The organism is Streptomyces corchorusii, assembly GCF_001514055.1.
Classification (GTDB): domain Bacteria; phylum Actinomycetota; class Actinomycetes; order Streptomycetales; family Streptomycetaceae; genus Streptomyces; species Streptomyces olivaceoviridis.
In genome coordinates, this window is record NZ_KQ948357.1 from 471,538 (window position 1) to 495,204 (window position 23,667).

Annotated in this window: 26 protein-coding genes and 1 pseudogene; 18 read left to right on the plus strand and 9 right to left on the minus strand. The window is 71.7% G+C overall.

All coding sequences use genetic code 11. From position 1 onward, the window contains the following. Positions 1-55: 55 nt before the first annotated feature. On the minus strand, positions 56-1,288 hold the full coding sequence (locus AQJ11_RS20610; protein WP_059263977.1) for an MFS transporter: 1,233 nt from the start codon (positions 1,286-1,288) through the stop codon (positions 56-58). 155 nt (positions 1,289-1,443) lie between these two features. Here AQJ11_RS20610 and AQJ11_RS20615 point away from each other — a divergent pair, with 155 nt between their 5' ends. From AQJ11_RS20615 to AQJ11_RS20645, 8 genes and pseudogenes are all read left to right on the plus strand, one after another. Beyond that, on the plus strand, positions 1,444-1,890 hold the full coding sequence (locus AQJ11_RS20615) for a DUF6010 family protein (RefSeq protein WP_059263978.1): 447 nt from the start codon (positions 1,444-1,446) through the stop codon (positions 1,888-1,890). A gap of 2 nt (positions 1,891-1,892) precedes the next feature. Continuing rightward, on the plus strand, positions 1,893-2,480 hold the full coding sequence (locus tag AQJ11_RS20620; RefSeq protein WP_059263979.1) for a TIGR03086 family metal-binding protein: 588 nt from the start codon (positions 1,893-1,895) through the stop codon (positions 2,478-2,480). 114 nt (positions 2,481-2,594) lie between these two features. Continuing rightward, entirely contained in the window at positions 2,595-2,900 is a 306-nt protein-coding gene (locus AQJ11_RS20625; RefSeq protein WP_014671948.1) for a hypothetical protein, read from the plus strand. A gap of 37 nt (positions 2,901-2,937) precedes the next feature. Further along, positions 2,938-3,219: a hypothetical protein gene (locus AQJ11_RS20630; RefSeq protein WP_014671947.1), complete on the plus strand. Its 282-nt coding sequence runs from the start codon at positions 2,938-2,940 to the stop codon at positions 3,217-3,219. A gap of 47 nt (positions 3,220-3,266) precedes the next feature. Then, positions 3,267-3,644 carry a GntR family transcriptional regulator gene (locus AQJ11_RS20635; protein WP_059263980.1) on the plus strand — a complete coding sequence of 126 codons (378 nt, stop codon included), beginning with the start codon at positions 3,267-3,269 and terminating at the stop codon, positions 3,642-3,644. Further along, positions 3,641-3,736: pseudogene (locus AQJ11_RS48315) on the plus strand (dihydrodipicolinate synthase family protein); the annotation flags it as partial. The gene AQJ11_RS20635 and the pseudogene AQJ11_RS48315, both read left to right, overlap by 4 nt. Positions 3,737-3,949: 213 nt before the next feature. Further along, positions 3,950-4,744, plus strand: a complete 795-nt coding sequence (locus AQJ11_RS20640) for an HAD family acid phosphatase (protein WP_014671945.1) — start codon at positions 3,950-3,952, stop codon at positions 4,742-4,744. A gap of 360 nt (positions 4,745-5,104) precedes the next feature. Continuing rightward, entirely contained in the window at positions 5,105-6,502 is a 1,398-nt protein-coding gene (locus AQJ11_RS20645) for an NCS2 family permease (protein WP_014671944.1), read from the plus strand. A gap of 4 nt (positions 6,503-6,506) precedes the next feature. On the opposite strand, the gene AQJ11_RS20650 is transcribed toward AQJ11_RS20645, so the two are convergent. The 3 genes from AQJ11_RS20650 to AQJ11_RS20660 form a co-directional block, all read right to left on the minus strand. After that, a complete protein-coding gene (locus AQJ11_RS20650) occupies positions 6,507-7,961 on the minus strand; it encodes a peptidoglycan D,D-transpeptidase FtsI family protein (RefSeq protein ID WP_014671943.1) in 1,455 nt (484 codons plus the stop codon). A 95-nt stretch (positions 7,962-8,056) separates the two neighbouring features. Further along, on the minus strand, positions 8,057-8,530 hold the full coding sequence (locus tag AQJ11_RS20655; RefSeq protein WP_014671942.1) for a GNAT family N-acetyltransferase: 474 nt from the start codon (positions 8,528-8,530) through the stop codon (positions 8,057-8,059). 39 nt (positions 8,531-8,569) lie between these two features. Then, entirely contained in the window at positions 8,570-9,343 is a 774-nt protein-coding gene (locus AQJ11_RS20660) for an IclR family transcriptional regulator (protein ID WP_014671941.1), read from the minus strand. A gap of 152 nt (positions 9,344-9,495) precedes the next feature. Here AQJ11_RS20660 and AQJ11_RS20665 point away from each other — a divergent pair, with 152 nt between their 5' ends. The 5 genes from AQJ11_RS20665 (at position 9,496) to AQJ11_RS20685 (ending at position 14,188) form a co-directional block, all read left to right on the plus strand. After that, the gene (locus AQJ11_RS20665) at positions 9,496-11,025 is read left to right on the plus strand and encodes an aldehyde dehydrogenase (NADP(+)) (RefSeq protein ID WP_079082366.1); all 1,530 of its coding nucleotides are present in this window, start codon (positions 9,496-9,498) and stop codon (positions 11,023-11,025) included. A gap of 23 nt (positions 11,026-11,048) precedes the next feature. Next, the gene (locus AQJ11_RS20670) at positions 11,049-11,660 is read left to right on the plus strand and encodes a DUF1349 domain-containing protein (RefSeq protein WP_208616574.1); all 612 of its coding nucleotides are present in this window, start codon (positions 11,049-11,051) and stop codon (positions 11,658-11,660) included. 99 nt (positions 11,661-11,759) lie between these two features. Continuing rightward, the gene (locus AQJ11_RS20675; protein ID WP_059263983.1) at positions 11,760-12,236 is read left to right on the plus strand and encodes a GNAT family N-acetyltransferase; all 477 of its coding nucleotides are present in this window, start codon (positions 11,760-11,762) and stop codon (positions 12,234-12,236) included. A gap of 75 nt (positions 12,237-12,311) precedes the next feature. Beyond that, on the plus strand, positions 12,312-13,031 hold the full coding sequence (locus tag AQJ11_RS20680) for a DsbA family oxidoreductase (RefSeq protein ID WP_059263984.1): 720 nt from the start codon (positions 12,312-12,314) through the stop codon (positions 13,029-13,031). Between the two features lie 95 nt (positions 13,032-13,126). Next, the gene (locus AQJ11_RS20685; protein ID WP_059263985.1) at positions 13,127-14,188 is read left to right on the plus strand and encodes an aminotransferase class V-fold PLP-dependent enzyme; all 1,062 of its coding nucleotides are present in this window, start codon (positions 13,127-13,129) and stop codon (positions 14,186-14,188) included. Positions 14,189-14,252: 64 nt separating this feature from the next. On the opposite strand, the gene thpD is transcribed toward AQJ11_RS20685, so the two are convergent. From thpD to AQJ11_RS20710, 5 genes are all read right to left on the minus strand, one after another. Next, positions 14,253-15,146 (minus strand): ectoine hydroxylase, encoded by an 894-nt coding sequence (gene thpD, locus AQJ11_RS20690; protein ID WP_014671935.1) that lies wholly within the window; start codon positions 15,144-15,146, stop codon positions 14,253-14,255. Between the two features lie 6 nt (positions 15,147-15,152). Beyond that, entirely contained in the window at positions 15,153-15,557 is a 405-nt protein-coding gene (locus tag AQJ11_RS20695; RefSeq protein WP_014671934.1) for an ectoine synthase, read from the minus strand. Between the two features lie 38 nt (positions 15,558-15,595). Then, entirely contained in the window at positions 15,596-16,867 is a 1,272-nt protein-coding gene (ectB, locus tag AQJ11_RS20700; RefSeq protein ID WP_059263986.1) for a diaminobutyrate--2-oxoglutarate transaminase, read from the minus strand. A gap of 13 nt (positions 16,868-16,880) precedes the next feature. Further along, positions 16,881-17,399, minus strand: a complete 519-nt coding sequence (gene ectA, locus AQJ11_RS20705; RefSeq protein WP_059263987.1) for a diaminobutyrate acetyltransferase — start codon at positions 17,397-17,399, stop codon at positions 16,881-16,883. 330 nt (positions 17,400-17,729) lie between these two features. Continuing rightward, positions 17,730-18,830, minus strand: coding sequence for a pyridoxal-phosphate-dependent aminotransferase family protein (locus tag AQJ11_RS20710; RefSeq protein WP_059263988.1), 1,101 nt, complete (start codon positions 18,828-18,830; stop codon positions 17,730-17,732). Positions 18,831-18,968: 138 nt separating this feature from the next. Here AQJ11_RS20710 and AQJ11_RS20715 point away from each other — a divergent pair, with 138 nt between their 5' ends. The 5 genes from AQJ11_RS20715 to AQJ11_RS20735 all read left to right on the plus strand — a co-directional run bounded on the left by AQJ11_RS20715 (position 18,969) and on the right by AQJ11_RS20735 (position 23,616). After that, positions 18,969-19,817 (plus strand): transporter substrate-binding domain-containing protein, encoded by an 849-nt coding sequence (locus AQJ11_RS20715; protein WP_014671930.1) that lies wholly within the window; start codon positions 18,969-18,971, stop codon positions 19,815-19,817. After that, positions 19,814-20,647 (plus strand): amino acid ABC transporter permease, encoded by an 834-nt coding sequence (locus AQJ11_RS20720; protein WP_014671929.1) that lies wholly within the window; start codon positions 19,814-19,816, stop codon positions 20,645-20,647. The genes AQJ11_RS20715 and AQJ11_RS20720 overlap by 4 nt, the downstream gene beginning before the upstream one ends. Beyond that, positions 20,644-21,438, plus strand: coding sequence for an amino acid ABC transporter ATP-binding protein (locus tag AQJ11_RS20725; RefSeq protein WP_014671928.1), 795 nt, complete (start codon positions 20,644-20,646; stop codon positions 21,436-21,438). The genes AQJ11_RS20720 and AQJ11_RS20725 overlap by 4 nt, the downstream gene beginning before the upstream one ends. A gap of 17 nt (positions 21,439-21,455) precedes the next feature. Further along, positions 21,456-22,547, plus strand: a complete 1,092-nt coding sequence (locus AQJ11_RS20730) for an amidohydrolase family protein (RefSeq protein WP_058080057.1) — start codon at positions 21,456-21,458, stop codon at positions 22,545-22,547. A 157-nt stretch (positions 22,548-22,704) separates the two neighbouring features. Beyond that, positions 22,705-23,616, plus strand: coding sequence for an SCO1860 family LAETG-anchored protein (locus tag AQJ11_RS20735; RefSeq protein WP_059263989.1), 912 nt, complete (start codon positions 22,705-22,707; stop codon positions 23,614-23,616). Positions 23,617-23,667 lie beyond the last annotated feature (51 nt).

The following is a 23,667-nucleotide window of genomic DNA, read 5'->3' on the forward strand; positions in this document are numbered from 1 at the left end:
CCGGGGGCCGGCCGGTCGTGGGACGCGCGCGTGCCGGTGGTGCGACGCGGTTGTGTCACGCGGGGTTGGCGTCGGACGGTGACCTGGCGGCGGTCCGGGAGGCGCTCGGGGTCCGCTGGGCCAGTGGCAGTGCCGTCAGGAGCAGTGCCAGGCCGTAGAGGGGCAGCAGCAGGCCGGGGCCGGCCAGTTCGACGAGGCCGGCCCCCAGGGCGAGGCCGAGCACGTTCGGGGTGAAGAGCAGCGTGCCGGCGGTGGCCGTCGCCCGGCCCAGCAGCGGGCCGGGGGTCTCCCGCTGCACCGCCGTCAGCGCGGCGACCAGCACACAGGGCAGGCCCAGCCCGCACGCCACGCTGGTGGCCAGGGCCACCGGGTCCCACGGCACGGCCCGCGCCACCACCGCGGCCCCGGTCAGCGCGATCCCGGCCGCCGCGAACCGCCGCCCGCCCAGCCTGCGCAGCGCCGGCCCGGCGAGCAGCCCGGCCGCCACCGAACCGGCGCCCTGGGCCGCGTACAGCACGCCCGTGTAGGCGGGGGAGTGGCCGAGGCGGTCGACCACGGCGTACACCGTGGTGCCGCTCAGCGCCGTCAGCAGCATCGTCGTACCGCCCGCCCGGACCAGCGGGCGCAGCCCGGGGTGGCCCCACAGGTGCCGGACCCCCTCCGCCGTCTCCTTCCGCCAGCCGCCGCCGGACCGCACGGGCGGTTCCTCGCGCACCCGCAGCAGGCCGCACAGCCCGGCGGCGAGCAGGAAGGTCACGGCGTCCAGGCAGGCCACGGCCGGACCGCCCCACGCCGTGTAGAGGCCCGCCCCGGTCAGCGGGGCGACGAGCTTCATGCCCTCGGTGAGCGTCATCCGCAGCCCGTTGACGTCACCGAGCAGGTCCGGGCCGACCGCCGCCGTCATCAGCGCCGACTCGGCGGCGTCATGGACGGCACCGGCGGCGCCGTACACCACCAGGACGGCGAACAGCAGCCACAGACGGCCGGGGGAGTCGACGGCGAACAGGGCGGGCAGCAGCGCCGCGAGGCCCAGGTTCACCGTGATGAGCAGGGGCTTGCGGCGGAACCGGTCGGCGAGCGTGCCGAGCGCCGGGCCGGCCAGGGTGGGCGCCCACATCGCGAGCAGGCACAGGGCGGCCAGTCCGTCCGACCCGGTCAGCTCCTTCACCCACACGCCCGACGCCAGCCACAGCGAGGAGGTGCCGAAGGCGGACACCACCAGGCCGGTGAGACACAGCCCCGCGTTGCGGTCCCGCAGCACGCGGGACACGGTCCAGGAAGTCGTCATGCCCGGTCATCGTGGGCCTAAGGCGGGGGGCCGCGGATCGGGCAGGTGACCTAGGTACGGCGGACGGCCCCCTCCCGACGCGACGGCGACAATCCGTCGGAACCTGGCACTGGAGCCCCTGGGGCGTCCGGGCCCGCACACCTACCGTCGGCCGCATGCGCTACCTCGCCCCCCTTCTCATCGGCCTGCTCTACGTCGTCCTCATGTCCCTCGTCCCGGAACCCCACCGGCGCCGCCTCAACGCGGTCGTCGTGGCCGGTGCCGGAGCCGCCTACCTCAGCGGCGGCGGCCTCGGCGGCTGGGAGTTCGCGTTCACGGCGCTCGCCACCTGCGTCGCCTACAAGGGCTTGGACTCCTGGGCGTTCATCGGCGTCGCCTGGCTGCTGCACACCGCGTGGGACGTCGTCCACCACCTCAAGGGCCACCCGATCATCCCCTTCGCGCACGACTCGTCGTTCGGCTGCGCGCTGTGCGACCCGGTGATCGCCGTCTGGTGCCTCGGCGGCGGTCGCGCGCCGTGGGAGTCGCTGCGCCGCACCGATGAGTTCGCGGGGGCCCGCCGGTCAGCCCTTCGTACGGAGAGCGCGACCCTGAAGGAGTGACCATGACCATGGTGGACCTCGGCCCCCAGACCAGGATCGTGGCCCGGCTCGCCGAGTCGGTGACCGACGAGCAGCTGACCGCCGCCACACCCTGCCCGCACCACGCGGTGCGCAACCTGCTGGGCCACCTGCTGACGCTGTCCGTGGCCTTCCGGGACGCCGCCCGCAAGGACCTCGGCACGACCACCGACACCCACCCGGACGCCGCCTTCCCGGACCTCGGCCCCGGCTGGCGCGAGGAGCTGCCGAAGGCGCTGGACGCGCTGGCCGACGCCTGGCGCGACCCGGCCGCCTGGACCGGCGGCACCCGCGCCGGCGGGGTGGACCTGCCCGGCGCGGTAGCGGGCGCCGTCGTCGCCGACGAGCTGGTGATCCACGGCTGGGACCTGGCCCGCGCCACCGGCCAGGACTACGCCCCGGACCCGGCCGCCCTCGACTCGGCCCTCACCTTCCTGCGCGCCGCGGCCGACGACCCCGACCGAGGCGACGGCCTCTTCGGCCCGGCCGTCCCGGTCCCCGTGGACGCGCCCCCGCTGGACCGGGCCGTCGGCCTCAGCGGCCGGGACCCGGGGTGGCCGCACCGGGCCTGACCCCAGCGGGCCGGACCCGGGCCGGCCGGCGGCGGCCGGGCGGCGGAAGCGGCGCATCGGGCCTACGGTGACCCTGAGAGGGGGGCGAGCCGAACGGGTACGGAGGGAGCCGCCATGCGGGAGCACTACGTGTGGGTGACGACGCGCCGCCTTCAGCCGGGCACGCTGGAGGACTTCGAGAGCGCGTGGCGCCCGGAGCCCGCACCGCAGGGCCTGCACCGGGCCTACGCGTACTGGTCCGAGGACGGACAAGAGATCACCGGGGTGTCGTTCTGGGACTCCCGCGAGGCGTGCGACGCGTGGCGGACCTCCGAGGCGGAGGCCCGGCGGCGGGAGGCCATGGCCCCCTTCGTCGCCGAGGAACGCGAGGGCTTCTACCGAGGCCGCGAACTCGGCCTGCCCGGCTCCGCCGGCGGGTGAACGGGCCGCGCCGGGCCGCCGCGCCTACGGTGGAGACATGAGCGAGATCGTCGTCGTGTACGAGCTCGAACAGCCCGGGGCCGCACGCGCCCCCGCGGCCGGACCGCCCGACGCGGAACGGCTCCCCCGCAGGGTGCACGCGGCGCCCGCCGCTCCCGACAGGCCCGACGCCGCCGGCCCGCGAACCCTGTGCGGCAAGGACACCTTCGCCATGACGAAGGCTCCCCGGAGCCCTTCCCGGCCCCCCGGGGAGCCGTGGTACCCCGCCGCGTACGCGTCCCTGGTGTGCCCGGACTGCGACGCGGTGATGGAGGTCTGACCGGTGCCGTGAGCCGAAGCGGGGAGCAGGCGTCGTACCCTCCCGCCATGCCGGCCGGCGCCGCCTGGCAGTACGTGCTCGACGCGATCGGACACCGCATCCCGACCGGACAGCTGACGCCCGGTCAGGCCCCGGTGGAGACGGAACCGGCCGCGCGGTTCGGGGTGTCCAAGACCCCGGTGGGCGAGGCGCTGAAGACCCTCGCCGGGACCGGTCTGGTGGTGATGAGCCAGTACGCCGTCGCCCGGGCCGCCGGCCCCTCCTGGGAGCGGGAGGCCGCCGGACACCGGGAGATCCTGCGGCTCGCGCTCGTGCTCGTGCTCGACAGTGACGCGGACGGCGCGGCGAGCGCCCTGCACGCACACATCGCGTCCTTCGTGCGCCGTGCGTTCCCCGAGCTCCGCCCGGAGGAAGGCCGGAGATGAGCAGCGTGACGTTCGAGCGCCAACGGGCCGCCCCGGCCGACGTGGTGGCCATCCCGGTGACCCCGTTCTCGGAGGACGGCTCCGTCGACCGGGAGACTTGCCGCCTCGGCCCGGCACGCCCACCTTCCACAGCCGGAAGCGGTCGCCTGCGACCCCCGATCCAGGCAATCGGAAGGTAATGCTCCAGGCGGGAGCGGAACAAGGCTGCGTATCGATCGGGTAACGGGGCTCGCCCTGTCCGCGTGATGCGCGTAGACAGTCTCCGACCTGGTACGTCACTCTCATCCACCAGATCCGGAGAATTCATGCGGAAGTCCCTCAAGGCGGTCGCGGCCGGTGCCGCCTGTGTCGTCGCCGGTGCGGCGCTGTACGGCGCGGGCGCGGCCGGCGCCGGTCAGTCGACGGCCAACTCCACCCACGAGCCGTACAACATCGGGGTCCTGGTGAAGGACATCGACACCTACTACGGCACCACCGCCGACAGCGACGGCGTCTACCAGGCGTCCAAGGACAGCCCGTACGCCAAGGACCTGGCGCGCCTGGACGCCGACGCCAAGAGCTACATCGACAAGGCGGCCCGCAAGGCGCACCACAGGGGCGAGAAGCCGGCCGTCGTCTTCGACATCGACGACACGCTGCTGCTCAGCCTCGACTACGAGAAGCGGTACAACTACACGTACAACTCCGGCACCTGGAACGACTACGTGAACCGCGCCGACCGGCCCGCCGTCTTCGGCAGCCCGGAGCTCGTGCGCTACGCCGCGTCCAAGGGCGTCGAGGTCTTCTACAACTCCGGCCTCAGCGAGGCCCAGCGCGCCGCCGCCGTGGAGAACCTGAAGAAGGTCGGCGCCGACGTGAACCTCGACGCCGGCCACATGTTCCTCAAGGACAAGGCCAACCCGCCGGCCTACCTGAAGGACTGCGCCACCCCGGGCACCTGGAACTGCACGACCGTGCAGTACAAGTCCGGGACGCGCGAGCACATCGAGGACCTGGGCTACGAGATCATCGCCAACTTCGGCGACCAGTACTCGGACCTGGACGGCGGCCACGCCGACCGGACGTACAAGCTGCCGAACCCGACGTACTTCGTCAGCTGAGCCCATCCGCACGTCCTGAACAGCCGCTCGTACTCGGCCTCCGCCCACCGGCAGCACCGTGCCGCGGCGGGGGCCGGCGCGTACTCCGTGGACGGGGTCCGTCTGCCGGAGGCCGGTAGCGCCCTCGCCGCGCCAGGGGCGCGGGGCTGTGTCGGGCCGCGCGCCCATGCGCCGTCGTGCGGGGCGAAGTCGCCGGTCACCGCGTGAACTCCACGGAGGCGGCGTCGCCCACGACCGTGCCCACGGGTGACCTGGGCCGAACTCGACGACGTAACACGGAGAAAACCTGAGACGGGTCCGACGGGGGAACAATCCAGCCAGCATCCGCCGACCGATCTTCAGGTGACGAGGAGTGGGACCATGTCCGTCGACCGGTACTTCAGGATCTCCGAACGGGGATCCACGCTCGGGCGCGAGATACGCGGCGGCTTCGCCACGTTCTTCACCATGGCCTACATCCTCGTCCTGAATCCGATCATCCTGGGCAGCGCCAAGGACAAGTTCGGCCACACCCTGGACACCGGCCAACTCGCCACCGCCACCGCCCTGGTGGCCTGTGTGATGACGGTCGTCATGGGCGTCGGCGGCAATCTGCCCCTCGCCATCGCCGCCGGACTCGGCCTCAACGCCGTCGTCGCCTTCCAGCTCGCCCCGCTGATGAGCTGGGCGGACGCCATGGGCCTGGTCGTCCTGGAAGGCATCGTCATCTGCGTGCTGGTGCTCACCGGACTCCGGGAAGCGATCATGAACGCGATCCCGCAGCAGCTGAAGCAGGCCATCGGCGTCGGCATCGGCCTGTTCATCGCCTTCATCGGCTTCGTGGACGCCGGGTTCGTCAGCCGCATCCCGGACGCCGCCCACACCACGGTCCCGGTCCAGCTCGGCGCCGTCGGCCGGCTCACCGGCTGGCCGGTGCTGGTCTTCTGCCTCGGCGTGCTGCTCACCGTCGCGCTGCTCGCCCGCAGGGTGAAGGGCGCGATCCTCATCAGCATCGTGACGATGACCGTCGTCGCGATCGTCATCAACGCCGTCGCCGACATCAAGAGCTGGGGCCTGACCACGCCCGAGGTCCCCGACAAGGTCGTCGCGGCCCCGGACTTCGGGCTGGTCGGTCACTTCAGCCTGTTCGGCGGCTTCGCCGAGGCCGGTGTCCTCACCGCCGTCCTGCTGGTCTTCACCCTCATCCTGTCCGACTTCTTCGACGCCATGGGCACGATCGTCGGCATCACCGCGGAGGCCGGGTTGCTGGACGAGCGGGGCCAGGTGCCCGGCATCGGCCGGGTGCTGTTCATCGACGGCGCCGCGGCCGTCGCCGGCGGTGTCGGCTCCGCCTCCTCCAACACCGCCTACATCGAGTCGGCGGCCGGCGTCGGCGAGGGCGCCCGCACCGGCTTCGCCAACCTGGTCACCGGCGGCCTGTTCGGGCTCGCCCTCTTCCTCACCCCGCTGCTCACCATCGTCCCGCTCCAGGCGGCGGCGCCCGCGCTGATCGCCGTGGGCTTCCTGATGATGACCCACGTCAAGCACATCGACTGGGACAGCTACGAGATCGCCGTCCCGGCGTTCCTCACCATCGCCGCGATGCCGTTCACGTACTCCATCACCGACGGGATCGGCGCCGGGTTCCTGGCCTACGTCGTCATCAAGACGGTGGTGGGGAAGGCCCGCGAGGTCAACTGGCTGCTGTGGGCGGTCTCGGCGCTGTTCCTGGTGTACTTCGCGATCGACCCGGTGGAGCAGATCCTCGGGGTGAGGTGAGGGGCTACTTCAGGGCCGCCTGCATCATCGCCCTGGCCACCGGCGCCGCCAGGCCGTTGCCGCTCACTTCCGAGCGGGCCGCGTCCGACTGCTCCACCATCACCGCGACGGCGACCTCCTTGCCGTTGCTGTCGGACTTGCCGTAGGAGGTGAACCAGGCGTACGGCGTCTTGCTGTTGTTCTCGCCGTGCTGGGCGGTACCGGTCTTGCCGCCGACGGTCACCCCGTCGATCAGCGCGTTCGTACCGGTGCCGTCCTTCACCACCGTCTGCATCGCCGACTGGAGCTGCTCGGCGGTGGTGGAGCTGATGATCTCCTTGGTGCCGGCGCTGTCGTCGTAGTCCTTCAGCACACCACCGCCGCTGTCGGTGATCTGCGAGACCATGTGCGGCGAGACCAGCTTGCCGCCGTTGGCGATGGCAGCGGACACCATGGCCATCTGGAGCGGGGTCGCGGTGACGTCGAACTGGCCGATGCCGGACAGGGCGGTCTGCGCCTGGTCCATGCCGGACGGGTACACGCTGGCGTAGGCCCGCACCGGCACGTCCTGCGCGTCGTCGTCGAAGCCGAACTTCTCGGCCATGGCCCGGACCTTGTCCTGGCCGAGCTGGACGGCCATGTGGCCGAAGACGTTGTTGCACGAGTACCGCAGGGCGACGCGGATCGAGGCGTTCTCGCAGGGCGCTGACTTGTTCTCGTTCGCCAGGTCGCGCACCGTGCCCGGCAGCCGGTACGGATCGGGGCTGTCGGTCGGCTCGTCCACGTTCTTGTACAGCCCGTCCTCCAGCGCCGCCGCCGCGACGACCAGCTTGAACGTCGAGCCCGGGGGCAGCGGCTGGCGCAGCGCGCGGTTGGTGAGCGGCTTGTCCTTGTCCGCGTTGAGCGTCTTCCAGGCCTGGCCGGCGGTGTTCGCGTCGGTGAGCGCGGAGGGATCGTACGACGGCGTCGACGCCACGGCGAGGATCCTGCCGGTCTTCGGGTCGATCGCGACGGCCCCGCCCTTCTTGTCGCCGAGCGCGCGGTAGGCCGCCTTCTGCACCGCCGGGTCGATCGTCGTCAGCACGTCGCCCGGTTCGGAGCGCTCGCCGGTGACGGTGTCCATCACGGTCTTCAGCCGGTTGTCCGTGCCGTTGAGCAGGTCCTTGTAGACGCCCTCCAGCTGGGTGGGGGCGTAGGCCTGCGAGGCGTACCCCGTCACGGCGGCGTACAGCCTGCCGTCCGTGTACGTCCGCTTGTACGCGAGGTCGCTTCCCTTCGTCCGCGTCGAGCCGGTGATCGCGTTCCCGGCCACGATGATGTTCCCGAGGGGCCGCGAGTAGGTCGCGATCGCGTTCCGCCGGTTGTCGTTGTCGTCCGCGAGGGCCTTGCCGTCGTAGAACTGCAACCACGTGGCCCTGACCAGCAGGGCGAGCACGAGCAGCAGCGCGAAGACGGACGCCCGCCTGATCGTCTTGTTCATCCCGCTGGGAAGACGATCGAGACGGGTGCGATCGTTCCCGTACGACCGGTTTTCTCATCCGGCGTTCATGTCGTGCGCCGTCCCGCGGCCCGCGTTCAGGAAGCCTCCAGGATCAGCACGACCTCCTCGATCTCCCGGCCCCGCGCGTTCGCGTACCCCCGGGCACGGGCCGCCTCGCGGAAGCCGCACTTCTCCAGGACGCGCAGCGACGCGTGGTTGTCGGCCGCCGCGCGCGCGTACAGCGGCCGTTCGGGGACCTCCGCGAGCAGGGCCCGCAGCGCGGCCGTCGCCACGCCCCGGCCCCAGTACGCGCGGTCGATCCAGTACGTCACCTCGCGCTCGCCGGCCACGCCGTAGACGGCCGCGTTGCCGGCCACCTCGCCGTCGGCCAGGACCGTGCGCAGCACGGCGGAGGAGTTCCGTATGCGCTGCCAGTAGGCCGCGAGGGCCTGCCGGTCGTACGGGTCCTCCGGACCGAACGCGGCCATCCGGACGGCTTCCGGGTCGGTCATCTGCCGGCAGAACACCGGCAGGTCGCCGTCCCGTACGGCCCGCAGCGCGATCTCCATGCGACCGAGCCTACGGCCCCCCGGCCGCGGCTGCCGGGGTCAGAGCCTGCGGGTCGCCAGCGTCAGCCGGTCCCGCGCGTCGAACAGCGCGTCCTTGATCATCTGCTCGTGCGCGGGGGTCAGCCGGGCCACCGGCACCGAGCAGCTGATGGCGTCCCGCGCGGGCGTGCGGTACGGGATCGCCACGCCGAAGCAGCGCAGGCCCAGCGTGTTCTCCTCGCGGTCGACCGCGAAGCCCTGCTCCCGGACCTGGTGCAGCTCCTCGATGAGCTTCTCCCGGTCGGTGATGGTGTGCTCGGTGAGCGCGGGCAGCGTCTGAGGCAGCAGCTTGCGCACCTGCTCGTCGGTGTAGCTGGCGAGGATCGCCTTGCCGAGGGAGGTCGAGTGGGCCGGGAGCCGGCGGCCGACGCGGGTGAAGGGCCGCAGGTAGTGCTGGGACTGACGGGTGGCCAGGTAGACCACGTTGGTGCCGTCGAGCCGGGCCAGGTGGATGGTCTCCGTCGTGTCGTCGGAGAGCCGGTCCAGGGTCGGGCGGGCGGCGGCCACCACCTCGTCGCCGTCGATGTACGACGTACCGACCAGCAGCGCCCGCACCCCGATGCCGTACCGCGTGCCCGTCGCGTCCGTCTCCACCCAGCCCAGCTCCACGAGCGTGCGCAGCAGCATGTACAGGCTGGACTTGGGATACCCCACGGCTTCCTGGACGGCCGCGAGGGAGTGCATACCGGGCCGGCCGGCGAAGTATTCGAGCAGCTCAACGGTCCGTACCGCGGACTTGACCTGCGCCCCGCCCCCTGCGTCGCCTGCCGCCATCGCCCTTGACCCCTTCGTTCGACGAGGACTGAGTTATATAGTCTCCGAGCAGCATATTCATCATCAGAGACAGCGTTCAGTATATCGAACGCGGCTGATGGGTGAGCCTGGATCGTCGTAGACAATGCGGCCTTTACTGGGAGGGACCCGCGGTGGCAGCAGCACCAGTCTGGAGTGTCGACCCGCGCACCGGGAAGCAGCGTGAACAGGTTGCGGTGGAGGCCACAGCCCAGGAGGTGGACGCGGCCGTCCGGGCGGCCCACGCCGCGCGCGACGCCCTCACCGACCGCACGGTCCGCGCCGCGTTCCTGCGCTCGGCGGCCGCGGGCCTGGACGTGGCCAAGGACGGCCTCGTCGAGACCGCCGACGCCGAGACCGCGCTCGGCCCCGCCCGGCTGACCGGCGAACTCGCCCGCACCTGCTACCAGCTGCGGGCCTTCGCCGACATCGTCGACGAGGGCGCCTTCCTCGACGTCATCATCAACCACCCCGACGACACCGCCACCCCGCCCGTCCCGGACCTGCGCCGCTACAAGGTGCCGCTCGGTGTCGTCGCGGTCTACTCCGCCTCCAACTTCCCCTTCGCCTTCTCCGTCGCCGGCGGCGACACCGCGAGCGCGCTGGCCGCGGGCTGCCCGGTCGTCGTCAAGGCCCACCCCGACCACCCGGCCCTGTCCGAGCTGGTCGCCAAGGTGCTGCGCCGGGCCGCCGCCGAACACGGCATCCCCGAGGGCGTCGTCGGACTCGTGCACGGCTTCGAGGCGGGCGTCGAACTGATCAAGCACCCGCTGGTCGCCGCGGCCGGCTTCACCGGTTCGGTACGCGGCGGACGGGCGCTGTTCGACGCCGCCGCCGCCCGCCCGGTGCCGATCCCGTTCCACGGCGAACTCGGTTCGCTGAACCCGGTCCTGGTCACCGAGGCCGCCGCGGCCGAGCGGGCCGAGGAGATCGGCGGCGGGCTCGCCGGGTCGATGACCCTCGGCGTGGGCCAGTTCTGCGTCAAGCCCGGCCTGGTGCTGGTGCCGTCCGGCGCGTCCGGCGACCGGCTGGTGAAGTCCCTGACCGACGCCGTCAGCGACACCGACGCCGGGGTGCTGCTCGACCACCGCATGCGGGACAACTTCGTCGCCGGCGTCGCCGAGCGCGCGGAGCTGCCGGACGTGGAGTCGCCGGTCACCCCGGGCGCGGGCGGTGAGCACGCGGTCAGCGCCGGGTTCCTCACGGTGCCGGCGGAGAAGCTGGCCGAGGAGGGGGCGTACGACCTGCTGCTGGAGGAGTGCTTCGGGCCGGTCACCGTGGTGGCCCGCTACGCGGACGAGGCCGAGGCCACGGCGGTGCTGTCGCGGCTGCCGGGCAACCTGACGGCGACCGTCCAGGTGTCCTCGGACGAGGCCGCCGGGCGGGGGCGGGGGCCGGAGCTGCTGGCCGAGCTGACGCCGCTCGCCGGGCGCGTGCTGGTCAACGGCTGGCCGACAGGGGTCGCGGTGGCGCCCGCGCAGCACCACGGCGGGCCCTACCCGGCCACGACGTCCACGTCCACCTCCGTGGGCGGTACGGCCATCGAGCGGTGGCTGCGGCCGGTCGTCTACCAGAACGCGCCCGAGGCGTTGCTGCCGGACGAGTTGAAGGACGACAACCCCCTGGGGCTTCCTCGGCGGTTCAACGGGGTGCTGGAGCGGTAGCGCCGCAGGGGGGTGAGGAGAGGTTGACGGACTTGGACATTCCTGAGGTGCCCTTCTCCCTGAAGGCCTACGGGCCGGACGGCGACTGGTCCTACGAGGACGGTGTGCTCACCGGGCGCGCCGGGCCGCGTCAGGACCGGTTCGTGCCGCCCACCGGTGACGCACTCGATTCCGCCTCCGACGCGCCCCGGCTGCTCGGAGCCCCGCCCGCAGGGGACTTCCAGCTGATCGCCCGGGTGTCCGTGGGGTTCCGTGACGCGTTCGACGCCGGGGTGCTGTACGTCCATGCCGGCGAGCGGTCCTGGGCCAAGCTCTGTCTGGAGTACTCCCCGGACGTGCCCACCGTGTGCACGGTGGTCACCCGGGGGCACTCCGACGACGCCAACTCCTTCACGGTGGACGGGGACTCGGTGTGGCTGCGGGTCAGCCGGACGGGGCGGGCCTTCGCCTTCCACGCCTCCCGGGACGGCGCGCGCTGGACCTTCGTCCGGTTCTTCACCCTGGGCGAGGAGGAGGCCGGTGCCGCGCTGGTCGGGTTCATGGCGCAGTCGCCCGTGGGGGAGGGGTGCGCGGTGACCTACGACCACATCGCGTTCAGGCCCGGCGGACCGAGCGACCTGCGGGACGGCGGCTGAGCGGACCGCCCGCCGGGCTCCCGTCGGGCCGGGGCGGAACCGGACGGCGGCCGGCCGCGTCCTCCCCTGCGTGATCATGACCGTGTCAGGGGCGTCCGCGTGATCCGCACCGCCCTGCCCGCCGAGGCCGAGCGGATCGCCGCACTGCACCGCAGGGCCCGTTCGACGTACTACCCCGACGGCCTCCCGGACGACGGCATCGACTGGACCGCCGCCTGGCGCGGCGCCGTCGAGCGCCCCGACGGACAGGTGCTCTGCGTCGTGGAGGAGGGCGCGATCACCGGTGTCGCCTCCTTCCGGCCCCCGGAGGACGGCCCCGCCGGCACGGTCAAGCTGTACCAGTTCCACATCGACCCCGACCGCTGGCGCCGCGGCATCGGGACGGCCCTGCACGCGGCCTGCGTCGAGCGGTGGCGCGCCGGGGGCAGGAGCCGGGCCGTCCTCGACGTCCACGTGGACAACCGGCGCGCCCAGGTCTTCTACGCCCGCCAGGGCTGGCTCCCGGACCCCGCCCACCCGCCCGCCGACGGCGACCACCACCTCTTCCTGCACTTCTCCGTGCCGCCCCGGGAATGAAACCGGCTGCTTGAACGTTCATGTACCGGCCGGGGAGAGCCCCCGCACCCGTACGACCTTGAGAGAGCCGAAGACATGCGCGTCGAGATCTGGAGCGACATCGCCTGCCCCTGGTGCTATGTGGGCAAGGCCCGCTTCGAGAAGGCGCTGGCTGCCTTCCCGCACCGCGACCAGGTCGAGGTGGTGCACCGCTCCTTCGAGCTGGACCCGGGCCGCGCCAAGGGCGACGTCCAGCCGGTGATCACCATGCTGACCCGGAAGTACGGCATGAGCGAGGCGCAGGCCCAGGCCGGCGAGGACAACCTGGCCGCCCAGGCCGCCGCCGAGGGCCTGGACTACCGCACCCGGGACCGCGACCACGGCAACACCTTCGACATGCACCGCCTGCTGCACTTCGCCAAGGAGCAGGGCCGGCAGGACGAGCTGATCCAGATCCTCTACCGGGCGAACTTCGCCGAGGAGCGGTCCGTCTTCACCGAGGGCGACGAACGTCTGGTGGAGCTGGCCGCGCAGGCGGGACTGGACGCCGACGCCGCCCGCGCGGTGCTCGCCGACCCGTCCCGCTACGCCGACGAGGTCCGCGCCGACGAGCGCGAGGCCGCCCAGCTCGGCGCGACCGGTGTGCCGTTCTTCGTCCTCGACCGGACGTACGGCGTCTCCGGTGCCCAGCCCGCCGAGGTCTTCACCCAGGCGCTCACCCAGGCCTGGGGCGAGCGCTCGCCGCTGAAGCTCGTCGAGCAGGGTGACGCCCAGGCGTGCGGGCCGGACGGGTGCGCGGTGCCGCAGCAGGGCTGAAAGCACAGGTCGGGGCGGTTGTATAAGGGCCGCTAAGAGGAACCGCGTAAGAATTCGCGATGGACGCGTAGTTGCCTGGGCCGCAGAGTGGACCCATGGAGACCACGGAGACGTTCGAGAGCCTCGTCCGCGCCGAGTTCACCCCGAAGAGCATCTACCTCAACACCGCGAGCAACGGCCTGCTGCCGGCCCGCACCGTCGCCGCCCTCCAGGAAGCGGCGCTGCTGCGGGCCGAGGGCCGGCCGCTGACCTCCCTGTACGAGGACGTGGAGGCGAGCCGGGCCGCGTTCGCCCGGCTCGCCGGCGTCCCGGCCACCCGCGTCGCGGCGGGCGCCTCGGTCGCCGCGCACACCGGTGTGATCGCCGCCTCGCTCCCGGCGGGCGCCGAAGTCCTCACCGCCGAGGACGACTTCACCTCCGTGCTCAACCCCTTCCACGTCCGCGGCGACCTCAAGGTCCGCACGGTCCCGCTGGAGCGGATCGCCGAGTCCGTCCGGCCGGGGACCGCGCTCGTCGCGGTCAGCGCCGCGCAGTCCGCCGACGGCCGGATCGCCGACCTGCCCGCCCTGCGCGAGGCCGCCCGCGCCCACGGCGCCCGCACCTACGTCGACTTCTCCCAGGCCGCCGGCTGGCTGCCGGTGGAGGCGGACGCCTACGACTTCACCGCGAGCGTCTCCTTCAAGTGGCTGCTGGGCCCGCACGGCGCCGCCTTCCTCACCGTCCCCGAGGACCTCGGCGGGCTGACCCCGCTGCTCGCCGGCTGGGTCGCGGCCGAGCGGCCGTGGGACAGCTGCTACGGCCCGGTGGCCGAGCTCGCCCACTCCGCCCGAAGGTTCGACCTCACCCACGCCCTGTTCACCTTCGCGGGTCTGCGGCGCTCCCTGGAGCTGATCGAGGAACTCGGTGTGGACGCCGTGCACGCCCATGACACCGCCCTCGCCGACCGGTTCCGCGCGGGTCTCGCCGGCCTCGGCCACGAGCCGGTGCCCGCTCCCGGCTCGGCGATCGTCTCGGTCCCCGGACTCGGCTTCCGGCAGCCCGGGTTGAGCGAGGCGGGCATCGAGGTCTCCGACCGCGCGGGCAACCTGCGCGCGGCCTTCCACCTCTACAACACGGCCGCCGACGTGGACCGGCTGCTGGAGGCGCTGTCCGGCTGACACGACCGGGCCGGGGCCTGGTGTCCCACACGGGGAGGCCCCGGCCCGGGGAACCGGGGAGCGGCTACCGCACCGGGGTGAAATCCCTCGCCCCGATGAACTCCGGCCGCCGCACCGGCGCCGCGAACGGCTCCACCGCCGTGTTCTCCACGCTGTTGAACACGATGAAGACGTTGCTGCGCGGGAACGGCGTGATGTTGTCGCCGGAGCCGTGCATGGCGTTGCAGTCGAACCAGGTCGCCGAGCCGGCCTTGCCGGTGAACAGCCGGATGCCGTACTCGGCCGCCAGCGCGGTCAGCGCCTCGTCCGACGGCGTGCCCGCGTCCTGCATCTGAAGGGACTTCTTGTAGTTGTCCTTCGGCGTGGCACCGGCGCAGCCCAGGAACGTCCGGTGCGAACCCGGCATGATCATCAGGCCGCCGTTGGTGTCGTGGTTCTCGGTCAGCGCGATCGAGACGGACACCGTGCGCATGTTCGGCAGGCCGTCCTCGGCGTGCCAGGTCTCGAAGTCCGAGTGCCAGTAGAAGCCGCTCGCGCCGAAGCCCGGCTTGACGTTGATCCGGGACTGGTGGACGTACACGTCCGAGCCGAGGATCTGCCGGGCGCGGCCGACCACGCGCGGATCGCGCACCAGGTTCGCGAACACCTCGCTGATCCGGTGCACCTCGAAGACCGAGCGGATCTCCTTGGACTTCGGCTCCACGATCGAGCGCTCGTCGGCACGGATCGCCGGGTCGGCGACCAGCCGGTCCAGCTCACGCTTGTAGACCTCGACCTCGTCCGGGCCGATGAGCTGGTCGACGGCGAGGAAGCCGTCCCGCTCGTACGCCTGGAGGTCGGCCGTCTCGAACGGTCCCGGGGTGTCCGGGGCGCCCCAGACGACGGGGTCCTGGCGGGGGACGGTCACCTCGGTGGTGCCGCGGGTCGGGTAGAGGTCCTTCACGGTGGCGGTGGTCATGGTCTCTCACACCTCCTCGGGCTCGGTGAGCAGCGGGTAGACGCCGTTCTCGTCGTGGTCCTCCCGGCCGGTGACCGGCGGGTTGAACACGCAGATGCAGTGGAAGTCCTCCTTGACGCGCAGCGTGTGCCGCTCGTGCCCGTCGAGGAGGTACATGGTGCCGGGGGTGATGGTGTACGTCTTCCCGGTCTCCTGGTCGGTGAGTTCGGCCTCGCCCTTGGTGCAGACGACGGCCTCGATGTGGTTGGCGTACCACATCGACGTCTCCGTCCCGGCGTACAGGATGGTCTCGTGCAGGGAGAAGCCGACGCGCTCCTTGGCGAGGACGATCCGCTTGCTCTCCCAGGTGCCGGACTTCGCCCTGACGTGCCGGTCGGTGCCTTCGATGTCCTTGAACGAACGGACGATCATGGGGGTGCACTTCCTCCTTGCTGGCTTGCTGGGTCTGGCTAGGCGGTTTCGCGGACGGCGCGGGCGAGGACGCTGAGTCCTTCGTCCAGTTCCTCGCGCGTGATGGTCAGGGCCGGCAGCAGCTTGACGACCTCGCCCTCCGGACCGGACGTCTCGATCAGCAGCCCGAGCTCGAAGGCGCGGCGGGCGACCCGGGAGGCCCGGGACTTGTCGTGGAACTCCAGGCCCCACACGAGCCCGCGGCCTCGGTACTCCCGCACGTCGGCCAGGTTCTCCTCGGTGATGGAGACGAGGGCCCGCTCGACCTGCTCGCCACGGGCGCGGGTCTGCTTCTCCATGGCCGAGCCGTCGGTCCAGTACGTCTCCAGCGCGGCGGTGGCGGTCACGAAGGCGGGGTTGTTGCCGCGGAAGGTGCCGTTGTGCTCGCCCGGCTCCCACACGTCCAGCTCGGGCTTGAACAGGCACAGCGACATGGGCAGCCCGTAGCCGCTGATCGACTTCGACACGGTGACGATGTCCGGCGTGATGCCGGCCTCCTCGAAGGAGAAGAACGCGCCGGTACGGCCGCAGCCCATCTGGATGTCGTCGACGATCAGCAGCATGTCCTGCCGCTCGCACAGCTCCTTCAGCGCACGCAGCCACTCGGGCCGGGCGACGTTGATGCCGCCCTCGCCCTGCACGGTCTCCACGATCACGGCGGCGGGCTTGTTCAGCCCGGAGCCCTGGTCCTCCAGCAGCCGCTCGAACCACAGGAAGTCCGGGACCGTGCCGTCGAAGTAGTTGTCGAACGGCATCGGCGTGCCGTGCACCAGCGGAATGCCCGCGCCGGCCCGCTTGAAGGCGTTGCCGGTCACGGCGAGGGAGCCCAGCGACATGCCGTGGAAGGCGTTGGTGAACGACACGATCGCCTCGCGGCCCTTCACCTTCCGCGCCAGCTTCAGCGCCGACTCCACGGCGTTGGTGCCCGTCGGCCCGGGGAACATGACCTTGTACGGCAGGTCGCGCGGGCGCAGGACCAGGTCCTGGAAGGTCTGGAGGAAGGCGCGTTTGGCCGTGGTCGACATGTCCAGGCCGTGGGTGACGCCGTCCCGTTCCAGATAGTCGATCAACGCCCCTTTGAGGACGGGGTTGTTGTGGCCGTAGTTGAGTGAGCCGGCACCGGCGAAGAAGTCGAGGTACGCATGCCCGTCCTCGTCGTACATCCGGCTGCCCCGCGCGCGGTCGAAGACGGTGGGCCAGCCGCGGCAGTAGCTGCGCACCTCGGACTCCAGGGTCTCGAAGACGCTGAGGTCGGGCTGGGTGATGGTCACGGTGAATCGCTCCTCAGTGGGGGGTGGAGTCGGTCAACGGGCCGATGCGGTACAGGACTTCGGGGTCGTGCGGGCCGTCCGTGAACAGTTCGGCGGGGAACAGCACCTCGCGGGTCACCTGTGCGCCGTGCCGCTCGGCGAAGGAGGTGAACAGGCGCTCGGACGCGGTGTTGCCGGGCGTGATGGTGGTCTCCATCCCGGTGATCCCCCGCTCGGCGACGAGCCGGGCGGTCAGCCCGTCCAGCAGCTTGGCGGCGATGCCGTGGCCCCGGTGGGCGGGGTCGACGGCCACCTGCCAGACGAGCAGCGTGCGCGGGCGGTCCGGCCGCAGGTATCCGGTGACGAAGCCGACCGGCTCCCCGCCCGCGCCGCGCGCCACCGCCGAGGTGCCGGCGAAGTCCCGGCACCACAGCAGATAGCTGTAGGAGGAGTTCACATCGAGGGTTTTCGATTCCTTGGCGAGACGCCAGAGCACGGCTCCGTCGGTCGTCGCCGGCCGTTCGATGAGCAGGTCTGCGGGTACGGCAGTCATGCGGCAGGAATTTAGCGAGGCGAATTCGAAAATGCACGGGAGCGAGTGCGGAGGGCTCTTGCCTGACCGGTGAAATGTCCGAGATGACCCACAACAAATAGGGGCAAATCTCATCCGCTGTGGAGTGTGTCACAGCCTGGAAATCGTGGGAAACCTGTCGGCAAACTCCCTTGTTTAGCTCTGCAAAAAGCGGGCAGAAGAAGACGGGAAGCTATCGTCCGGCGAATTGGCGGAATTTGTGAAAGTAATTGGAATTCAAGATGAGAAAACGGCCCGCGCGGTGTGCGCGAGCCGTTTTGGTTGCGTTCCGGGGTGAGGGCCCCCTGCCGGTCAACGCCAGGCGTTCTCCACGGCCTCGCGGGCGGCGGCCGGGTCCACCGGCAGGCCCTGCTCGGCGAGCGCCGCGCCCAGTGCCGCCAGGGAGTTCTGGACCGCGCCCCGCGTCGCGTCGGGACCGTAGTGGTTGACGCGGATCATCTCCCGGGCCAGGGCGCCGCCGCCGGCCGCCAGCGGCAGGGCGGGGTCGGTCGCCAGGGCGCGGGCCACCAGGTCGGAGGCCACCACGCCGGACGGCACCCGGAGGGTCGTGGCGACCGGTGCCGCGTCCCTCTCCTCGTACACATACGGTTCCAGGCCGCCGCCCAGTGCCACCGCGCCGGCCCGCGAAGCCAGCGCCGCGCGCCGGTGCCGGGCCATCACCGACTCCAGGCCCGCCGACTCGATCCGCTCCAGGCACGCCTCCAGCGCCAGCATCTCCAGCTGCGCCGGAGCGTGCGGCAGCGCCTTGCGGCCGGCGTCGATCCAGCGGTCCTTCCAGTCCAGCAGGGACAGGTAGGAGCGGCGCGGGGCGTTCGGGTTGGCGGCCATCCGGTCCCACGCCCGCGCGCTCACCGAGATCGCCGACACGCCCGCCGGGCCGCCCATCGCCTTCTGCGCCCCGATCACGCACAGGTCCACGCCCCACGCGTCCGGCAGCACCGGCTCCGCGCCCACCGAGGCCACCGCGTCCAGATAGAACAGGGCGCCCCGCTCCCGCACCACCTCGCCGATCTCCGCGACCGGGTTGGTGTTGCCGGTCGCCGCCTCGGCGTGCACCAGCGACACGAAGTCGATCTCCGGGTGCTCGGCGAACGCCTCCCGGACCTGCTCGGCGGTCACCGCCGTGTGGAAGGGGACCGAGAGGTCGTGCACCGTGGCGCCGGCGTCGCGCAGCCAGTTGCCGAAGGTCTGCCCGTAGGGACCCGTGATCACGTTCAGGGCCACCGTGCCCGGACCGGCCGCCGCGCGGATCGCGCCCTCCAGCGGCAGCAGCGCCTCGCCCTGGGTGATCAGGACGTCCTGGCGGGTGTCCAGCAGCCGGGCCACCCCGTCCTCGATGGCGGCGAAACGCTCGGCGGTGAGCGGGGGCAGGTCGAGGAAGGGGTGGGTCACGGCGGTGCTCTCTTCGTCTCTCGGGGGCCGACTCCCTCGATCTTAGGTCGAGGGGCTGCCTGGCCATGGGTTTGATTTGAGAGACTCAAACACTTCCTTATAATCGGAACTCTTAGTTCCCCGACAGGAGACCTCCCCATGAAAACGCTCGTCGGGCGCCGGACCCGCCTTCTGGCCGCCACCACCGCGACCGCCGCACTCGTGCTCGTCGCGGCCGGCTGCTCCTCCAGCGACTCGGGGAGCGGCAAGACCACGGTCAAGGGTGTCCACCTGGTCAAGGCCGGTCAGCTGACCACCTGCACCCACCTGCCGTACCCGCCGTTCCAGTCGGAGGTGAACGGCAAGGTGCAGGGCTTCGACGTGTCCCTCATCGACCTCGTGGCCAAGGACCTCGGCGTCAAGCAGCAGATCCTCGACACGCCCTTCGAGAACTTCAAGACGGGTGCCTTCCTGAACTCGGGCGAGTGCGACCTGGCCGCCGCCGGCATGACCATCACCGCCGAGCGCAAGAAGAACGTCGACTTCTCCGACCCGTACTTCGAGGCCACCCAGGCCGTCCTGGTCGACAAGAACAGCGGGATCAACTCGCTCGCCGACGTCAAGGCCAAGGGCAAGAAGCTCGGCGCCCAGGCGCAGACCACCGGCGAGGACTACGTCAAGGGCAAGGGCTACGACCCGATCTCCTTCGAGTCCTCCGACGCCGTCCTCAACGGCCTGCGCACCGGCCAGGTCCAGGCCGTCGTCATCGACTACCCGGTCGTCCAGGGCTGGCTGAAGGACAAGGCCAACGCGGACAAGTTCAAGGTCGTGGACAACCTCAAGACCGGTGAGCAGTACGGCTTCACCGTCAAGAAGGGCAACAAGGCGCTGCTCGACGCCATCAACAAGGCGCTCAAGACCGCCAAGGCCGACGGCACCTACAAGAAGATCTACGAGCAGTGGATCGGCCCGTACGAGGCCTCCGTCGCCTCTCCCGCCGCCTCATGACCGACACGGACACAGCCCTCCAGCCGAAGAAGAAGGGACTGACCCGGCGTCAGAAGCGCGGTCTGTCGCGCGGCGTCCAGTACGCCGTCTTCGCCGCCGCCGTGATCGCCTTCGCGGTCACGGCCGACTGGGGCCGGCTCCAGAACCAGTTCGCCCAGGCGGACATCGCGAAGCAGATGTTCCCCGACGTCATCACGCTGGCGCTGAAGAACACCGTGCTCTACACGCTGTCCGGCTTCGTCGTCGGACTCGTCCTCGGCATGGTCATCGCGCTGATGCGGCTGTCCTCCGTGAGCCCCTACCGCTGGCTGGCGAGCGTCTACATCGAGATCTTCCGCGGGCTGCCCGCCCTGCTGATCTTCATCTTCGTCGGCGTGGCCGTGCCCCTCGCCTTCCCCGGCACGGAGATCCCGGGCGGCACCTACGGCAAGGTCGCCCTCGCGCTCGGCCTGGTCTCGGCCGCGTACATGGCGGAGACCATCCGGGCCGGCATCCAGGCCGTCCCCAAGGGGCAGACGGAGGCGGCCCGTTCGCTCGGCTTCTCGCCCGCGAAGGCCATGGTCTCCATCGTCATCCCGCAGGCGTTCCGGATCATCCTGCCGCCGCTCACCAACGAACTCGTCCTGCTCTTCAAGGACTCCTCGCTGGTGCTGTTCCTCGGTGTCACCCTGGAGGAGCGGGAGCTGTCCAAGTTCGGCCGCGACCTCGCCAGTACGACCGCCAACTCCACGCCGATCCTCGTCGCGGGCCTGTGCTACCTGCTGGTCACCATCCCGCTCAGCTTCGTCGTCCGCCGTATGGAATCCAAGGCCCAGGAGGCGATCCGGTGAGCCGCCCGGAGATCGAGGTCCGCGGACTGCACAAGTCCTTCGGCGACAACGAGGTGCTGCGCGGCATCGACCTGGAGATCGGCCAGGGCGAGGTCGTCTGCGTCATCGGCCCCTCCGGCTCCGGCAAGTCCACGCTGCTGCGCTGCGTGAACCTGCTGGAGGAGCCCACCAAGGGCCAGGTCTTCGTCGGCGGCACCGAGGTGACCGACCCCGACGTCGACATCGACGCCGTACGCCGCCGCATCGGCATGGTCTTCCAGCAGTTCAACCTCTTCCCGCACCTGAACGTCACCGGGAACCTCACACTGCCCCAGCGCCGCGTCCTCGGGCGGGACAAGGAGACAGCGGCGCGCGTCGCCGCCGAGAACCTCGCCCGCGTCGGCCTCTCGGAGAAGGCGGACGCCTACCCGTCCTCCCTCTCCGGCGGCCAGCAGCAGCGCGTCGCCATCGCCCGGGCGCTCGCCATGGGCCCCGAGGTGATGCTCTTCGACGAGCCGACCTCCGCGCTCGACCCCGAGCTGGTCGGCGACGTCCTCGCCGTCATGCGCCGGCTCGCGCGGGAGGGCATGACCATGATGGTCGTCACCCACGAGATGACCTTCGCCCGCGAGGTCGCCGACCGGGTCGTCTTCATGGACGGCGGCGTGATCGTCGAGGACGGCAGCCCGGAACGGGTGATCGGCGACCCGCAGCACGAGCGCACCCGGCACTTCCTCTCCCGGCTGCTCGACCCGGCGATGGCCGAGGTCGAGGAGGAGACCTCCGACCAGGTGGGGAAGTCCGAGCCGTAGGTCGTTAGGGTGCGGGCATGAGCGATGGTGCGGTGCTGCACGTGAAGGGCCGGGTCCTGGCGGGGCCGGACGACGTCCGTGACGAGCTGTGGGTGGTCGGGGGCCGCGTCTGCTACGACCGCCCCGCCGGGGCCCGCGACATCACCACCGTCGCGGGCTGGGCGCTGCCCGGCCTGGTCGACGCCCACTGCCACGTGGGCCTGGGCGCCGAGGGCCCGGTCGACACGGACACCGCCGAGAAGCAGGCGCTCACCGACCGCGAGACGGGCACCCTGCTGATCCGTGACGCGGGCTCGCCCTCCGACACCCGCTGGATCGACGACCGCGACGACCTCCCGAAGATCATCCGGGCGGGCCGGCACATCGCCCGCACCCGCCGCTACCTCCGCAACTACGCCTGGGAGATCGAACCGGAGGACCTCGTCGCCCACGTCGCCCGGGAGGCCCGGCGCGGCGACGGCTGGGTCAAACTGGTCGGCGACTGGATCGACCGCGACCTCGGCGACCTGTCCCCCTGCTGGCCCCGCGAGGCGGTGCAGGCGGCCATCGCCGAGGCCCACCGGCTCGGCGCCCGGGTCACCGCCCACTGCTTCGCCGAGAACTCCCTGCGCGACCTGGTCGAGGCGGGCATCGACTGCATCGAGCACGCCACCGGCCTCACCGAGGACCTGATCCCGCTGTTCGCCGAGCGGGGCGTCGCGATCGTCCCGACCCTCGTCAACATCGCCACCTTCCCCCGGCTCGCGGACGGCGGCGAGAAGAAGTTCCCGCGCTGGTCCGCCCATATGCGCCGGCTGCACGAGCGGCGCTACGACACCGTGCGCGCCGCCTACGACGCCGGCATCCCGGTCTTCGTCGGCACGGACGCCGGCGGCACGCTGCCGCACGGGCTGGTCGCGGAGGAGGTCGCCGAACTGGTCGCCGCCGGCATCCCGCCGGTCGACGCGCTCGCCGCCACCAGCTGGGCCGCCCGCGCCTGGCTCGGCCGGCCCGGGCTGGAGGAGGGCGCCCCGGCCGACCTCGTGGTGTACGAGACCGATCCCCGGGCGGACGTACGGGTGCTGGCGGCGCCCCGGCGGGTGGTGCTGAACGGACGGGTGGTCGAGTAGGCGTTCCCGTGATCCCGCCGAATTCCGCCCTGGAATCGAATCGGCGTGCGGAAACTCCACGTTGGAGTGAAGTGGCCCCGGATGGCTGACCGTTCACCCACACCGGGGACAAGGTTGACGGGTCCCAAGCAGGTTCCGTCTGGGGGGTCCCACCGCCTTGAACAGCAACAACTTCCGCATGCCCGCACGCCGTCTCACCGTCCTCGCGACGGCCGCGGCCCTCGCCTCGGCGCCCGTGGTCCTGGGGGGCGCGGGCACCGCGCACGCGACCGGTGACCACGGTCGCGCCTCCGCCGTCGTCCTGCGCACCGGGCTCGACGTGTCCCTGCTCAACAAGACCGTGAACGTCCCGCTCGCGGTCTCCCTCAACGAGGTCCAGGCACCCCGGAGCGCCGACCGCACCGCGCTGTCCGCCCGGCTCGACGGCGTGAACGGCGGCAAGCCGTTCACCGTCCTCGGCGCGGACGTCGCCCGGGCCGGGGCCACGGTGACCGCGCGACGCGCCGAGGGCTCGGTCCGGGTCGCCCACGCCAAGCTGCACGTCCCCGGCCTGCCCCTGCTGTCCCTGATCGAGGCCGACACGATCACCGCCAAGGCGACCTGCGAGGTCGGCAAGGCACCGGTCGCCTCCGCGAACGTCCTCGGTGCCGTCACCGTCCTCGGCAAGCGCGTCACCCTCACCGCCGGCGGCCCCTCCGAGGTCAAGGTGCCCGGCGTCGGAGAGGTCCGCCTCGACCTCTCCCAGCGGAGCACCACGACCCGTACGGCCGCCGCGACCGCCCTCGAACTCACGGTCTCCGTCAACCCCCTGAAGCTCAACGTGGCCGACGTCGAGGGCACGGTCACCCTGGCCAAGGCCACCTGCGAGTCCCCGACGGCCCCGCCCGCCACCACCCCGGTGCCGAGCCACGACCCGGCAGCCGGCCCCCGCCCCCAGGGCGCCCCCGCCGAAGCGGACCTCGCGGAGACCGGCGGCAGCTCGGCGACCCCGTACATCGCGGGCGGCGCACTGGCCCTGCTGCTGGCGGGCGGAGGAGCGGTGGCGGTGGCCCGACGCCGGAAGAGCTGACGGAGCAGCTCAAAGAGGCGAGCCGGGGCGGCGGTTGGCGATGCGGTCGGT

Coding starts and splice junctions, on each gene's coding strand:
- AQJ11_RS20715 (WP_014671930.1), top strand. CDS start 18,969: ATGAAAACGCTCGTCGGGCGCCGGACCCGCCTTCTGGCCGCCACCACC.
- AQJ11_RS20685 (WP_059263985.1), top strand. CDS start 13,127: ATGGAGACCACGGAGACGTTCGAGAGCCTCGTCCGCGCCGAGTTCACC.
- thpD (WP_014671935.1), bottom strand. CDS start 15,146: ATGACCACCGCCACCGTGAAGGACCTCTACCCGACCCGCGGCACCACC.
- AQJ11_RS20635 (WP_059263980.1), top strand. CDS start 3,267: ATGCCGGCCGGCGCCGCCTGGCAGTACGTGCTCGACGCGATCGGACAC.
- AQJ11_RS20630 (WP_014671947.1), top strand. CDS start 2,938: ATGAGCGAGATCGTCGTCGTGTACGAGCTCGAACAGCCCGGGGCCGCA.
- AQJ11_RS20680 (WP_059263984.1), top strand. CDS start 12,312: ATGCGCGTCGAGATCTGGAGCGACATCGCCTGCCCCTGGTGCTATGTG.
- ectA (WP_059263987.1), bottom strand. CDS start 17,399: ATGACTGCCGTACCCGCAGACCTGCTCATCGAACGGCCGGCGACGACC.
- AQJ11_RS20625 (WP_014671948.1), top strand. CDS start 2,595: ATGCGGGAGCACTACGTGTGGGTGACGACGCGCCGCCTTCAGCCGGGC.
- AQJ11_RS20730 (WP_058080057.1), top strand. CDS start 21,456: ATGAGCGATGGTGCGGTGCTGCACGTGAAGGGCCGGGTCCTGGCGGGG.
- AQJ11_RS20720 (WP_014671929.1), top strand. CDS start 19,814: ATGACCGACACGGACACAGCCCTCCAGCCGAAGAAGAAGGGACTGACC.
- AQJ11_RS20640 (WP_014671945.1), top strand. CDS start 3,950: ATGCGGAAGTCCCTCAAGGCGGTCGCGGCCGGTGCCGCCTGTGTCGTC.
- AQJ11_RS20615 (WP_059263978.1), top strand. CDS start 1,444: ATGCGCTACCTCGCCCCCCTTCTCATCGGCCTGCTCTACGTCGTCCTC.
- AQJ11_RS20650 (WP_014671943.1), bottom strand. CDS start 7,961: ATGAACAAGACGATCAGGCGGGCGTCCGTCTTCGCGCTGCTGCTCGTG.
- AQJ11_RS20610 (WP_059263977.1), bottom strand. CDS start 1,288: ATGACGACTTCCTGGACCGTGTCCCGCGTGCTGCGGGACCGCAACGCG.
- AQJ11_RS20655 (WP_014671942.1), bottom strand. CDS start 8,530: ATGGAGATCGCGCTGCGGGCCGTACGGGACGGCGACCTGCCGGTGTTC.
- AQJ11_RS20660 (WP_014671941.1), bottom strand. CDS start 9,343: ATGGCGGCAGGCGACGCAGGGGGCGGGGCGCAGGTCAAGTCCGCGGTA.
- AQJ11_RS20645 (WP_014671944.1), top strand. CDS start 5,105: ATGTCCGTCGACCGGTACTTCAGGATCTCCGAACGGGGATCCACGCTC.
- AQJ11_RS20620 (WP_059263979.1), top strand. CDS start 1,893: ATGACCATGGTGGACCTCGGCCCCCAGACCAGGATCGTGGCCCGGCTC.
- AQJ11_RS20695 (WP_014671934.1), bottom strand. CDS start 15,557: ATGATCGTCCGTTCGTTCAAGGACATCGAAGGCACCGACCGGCACGTC.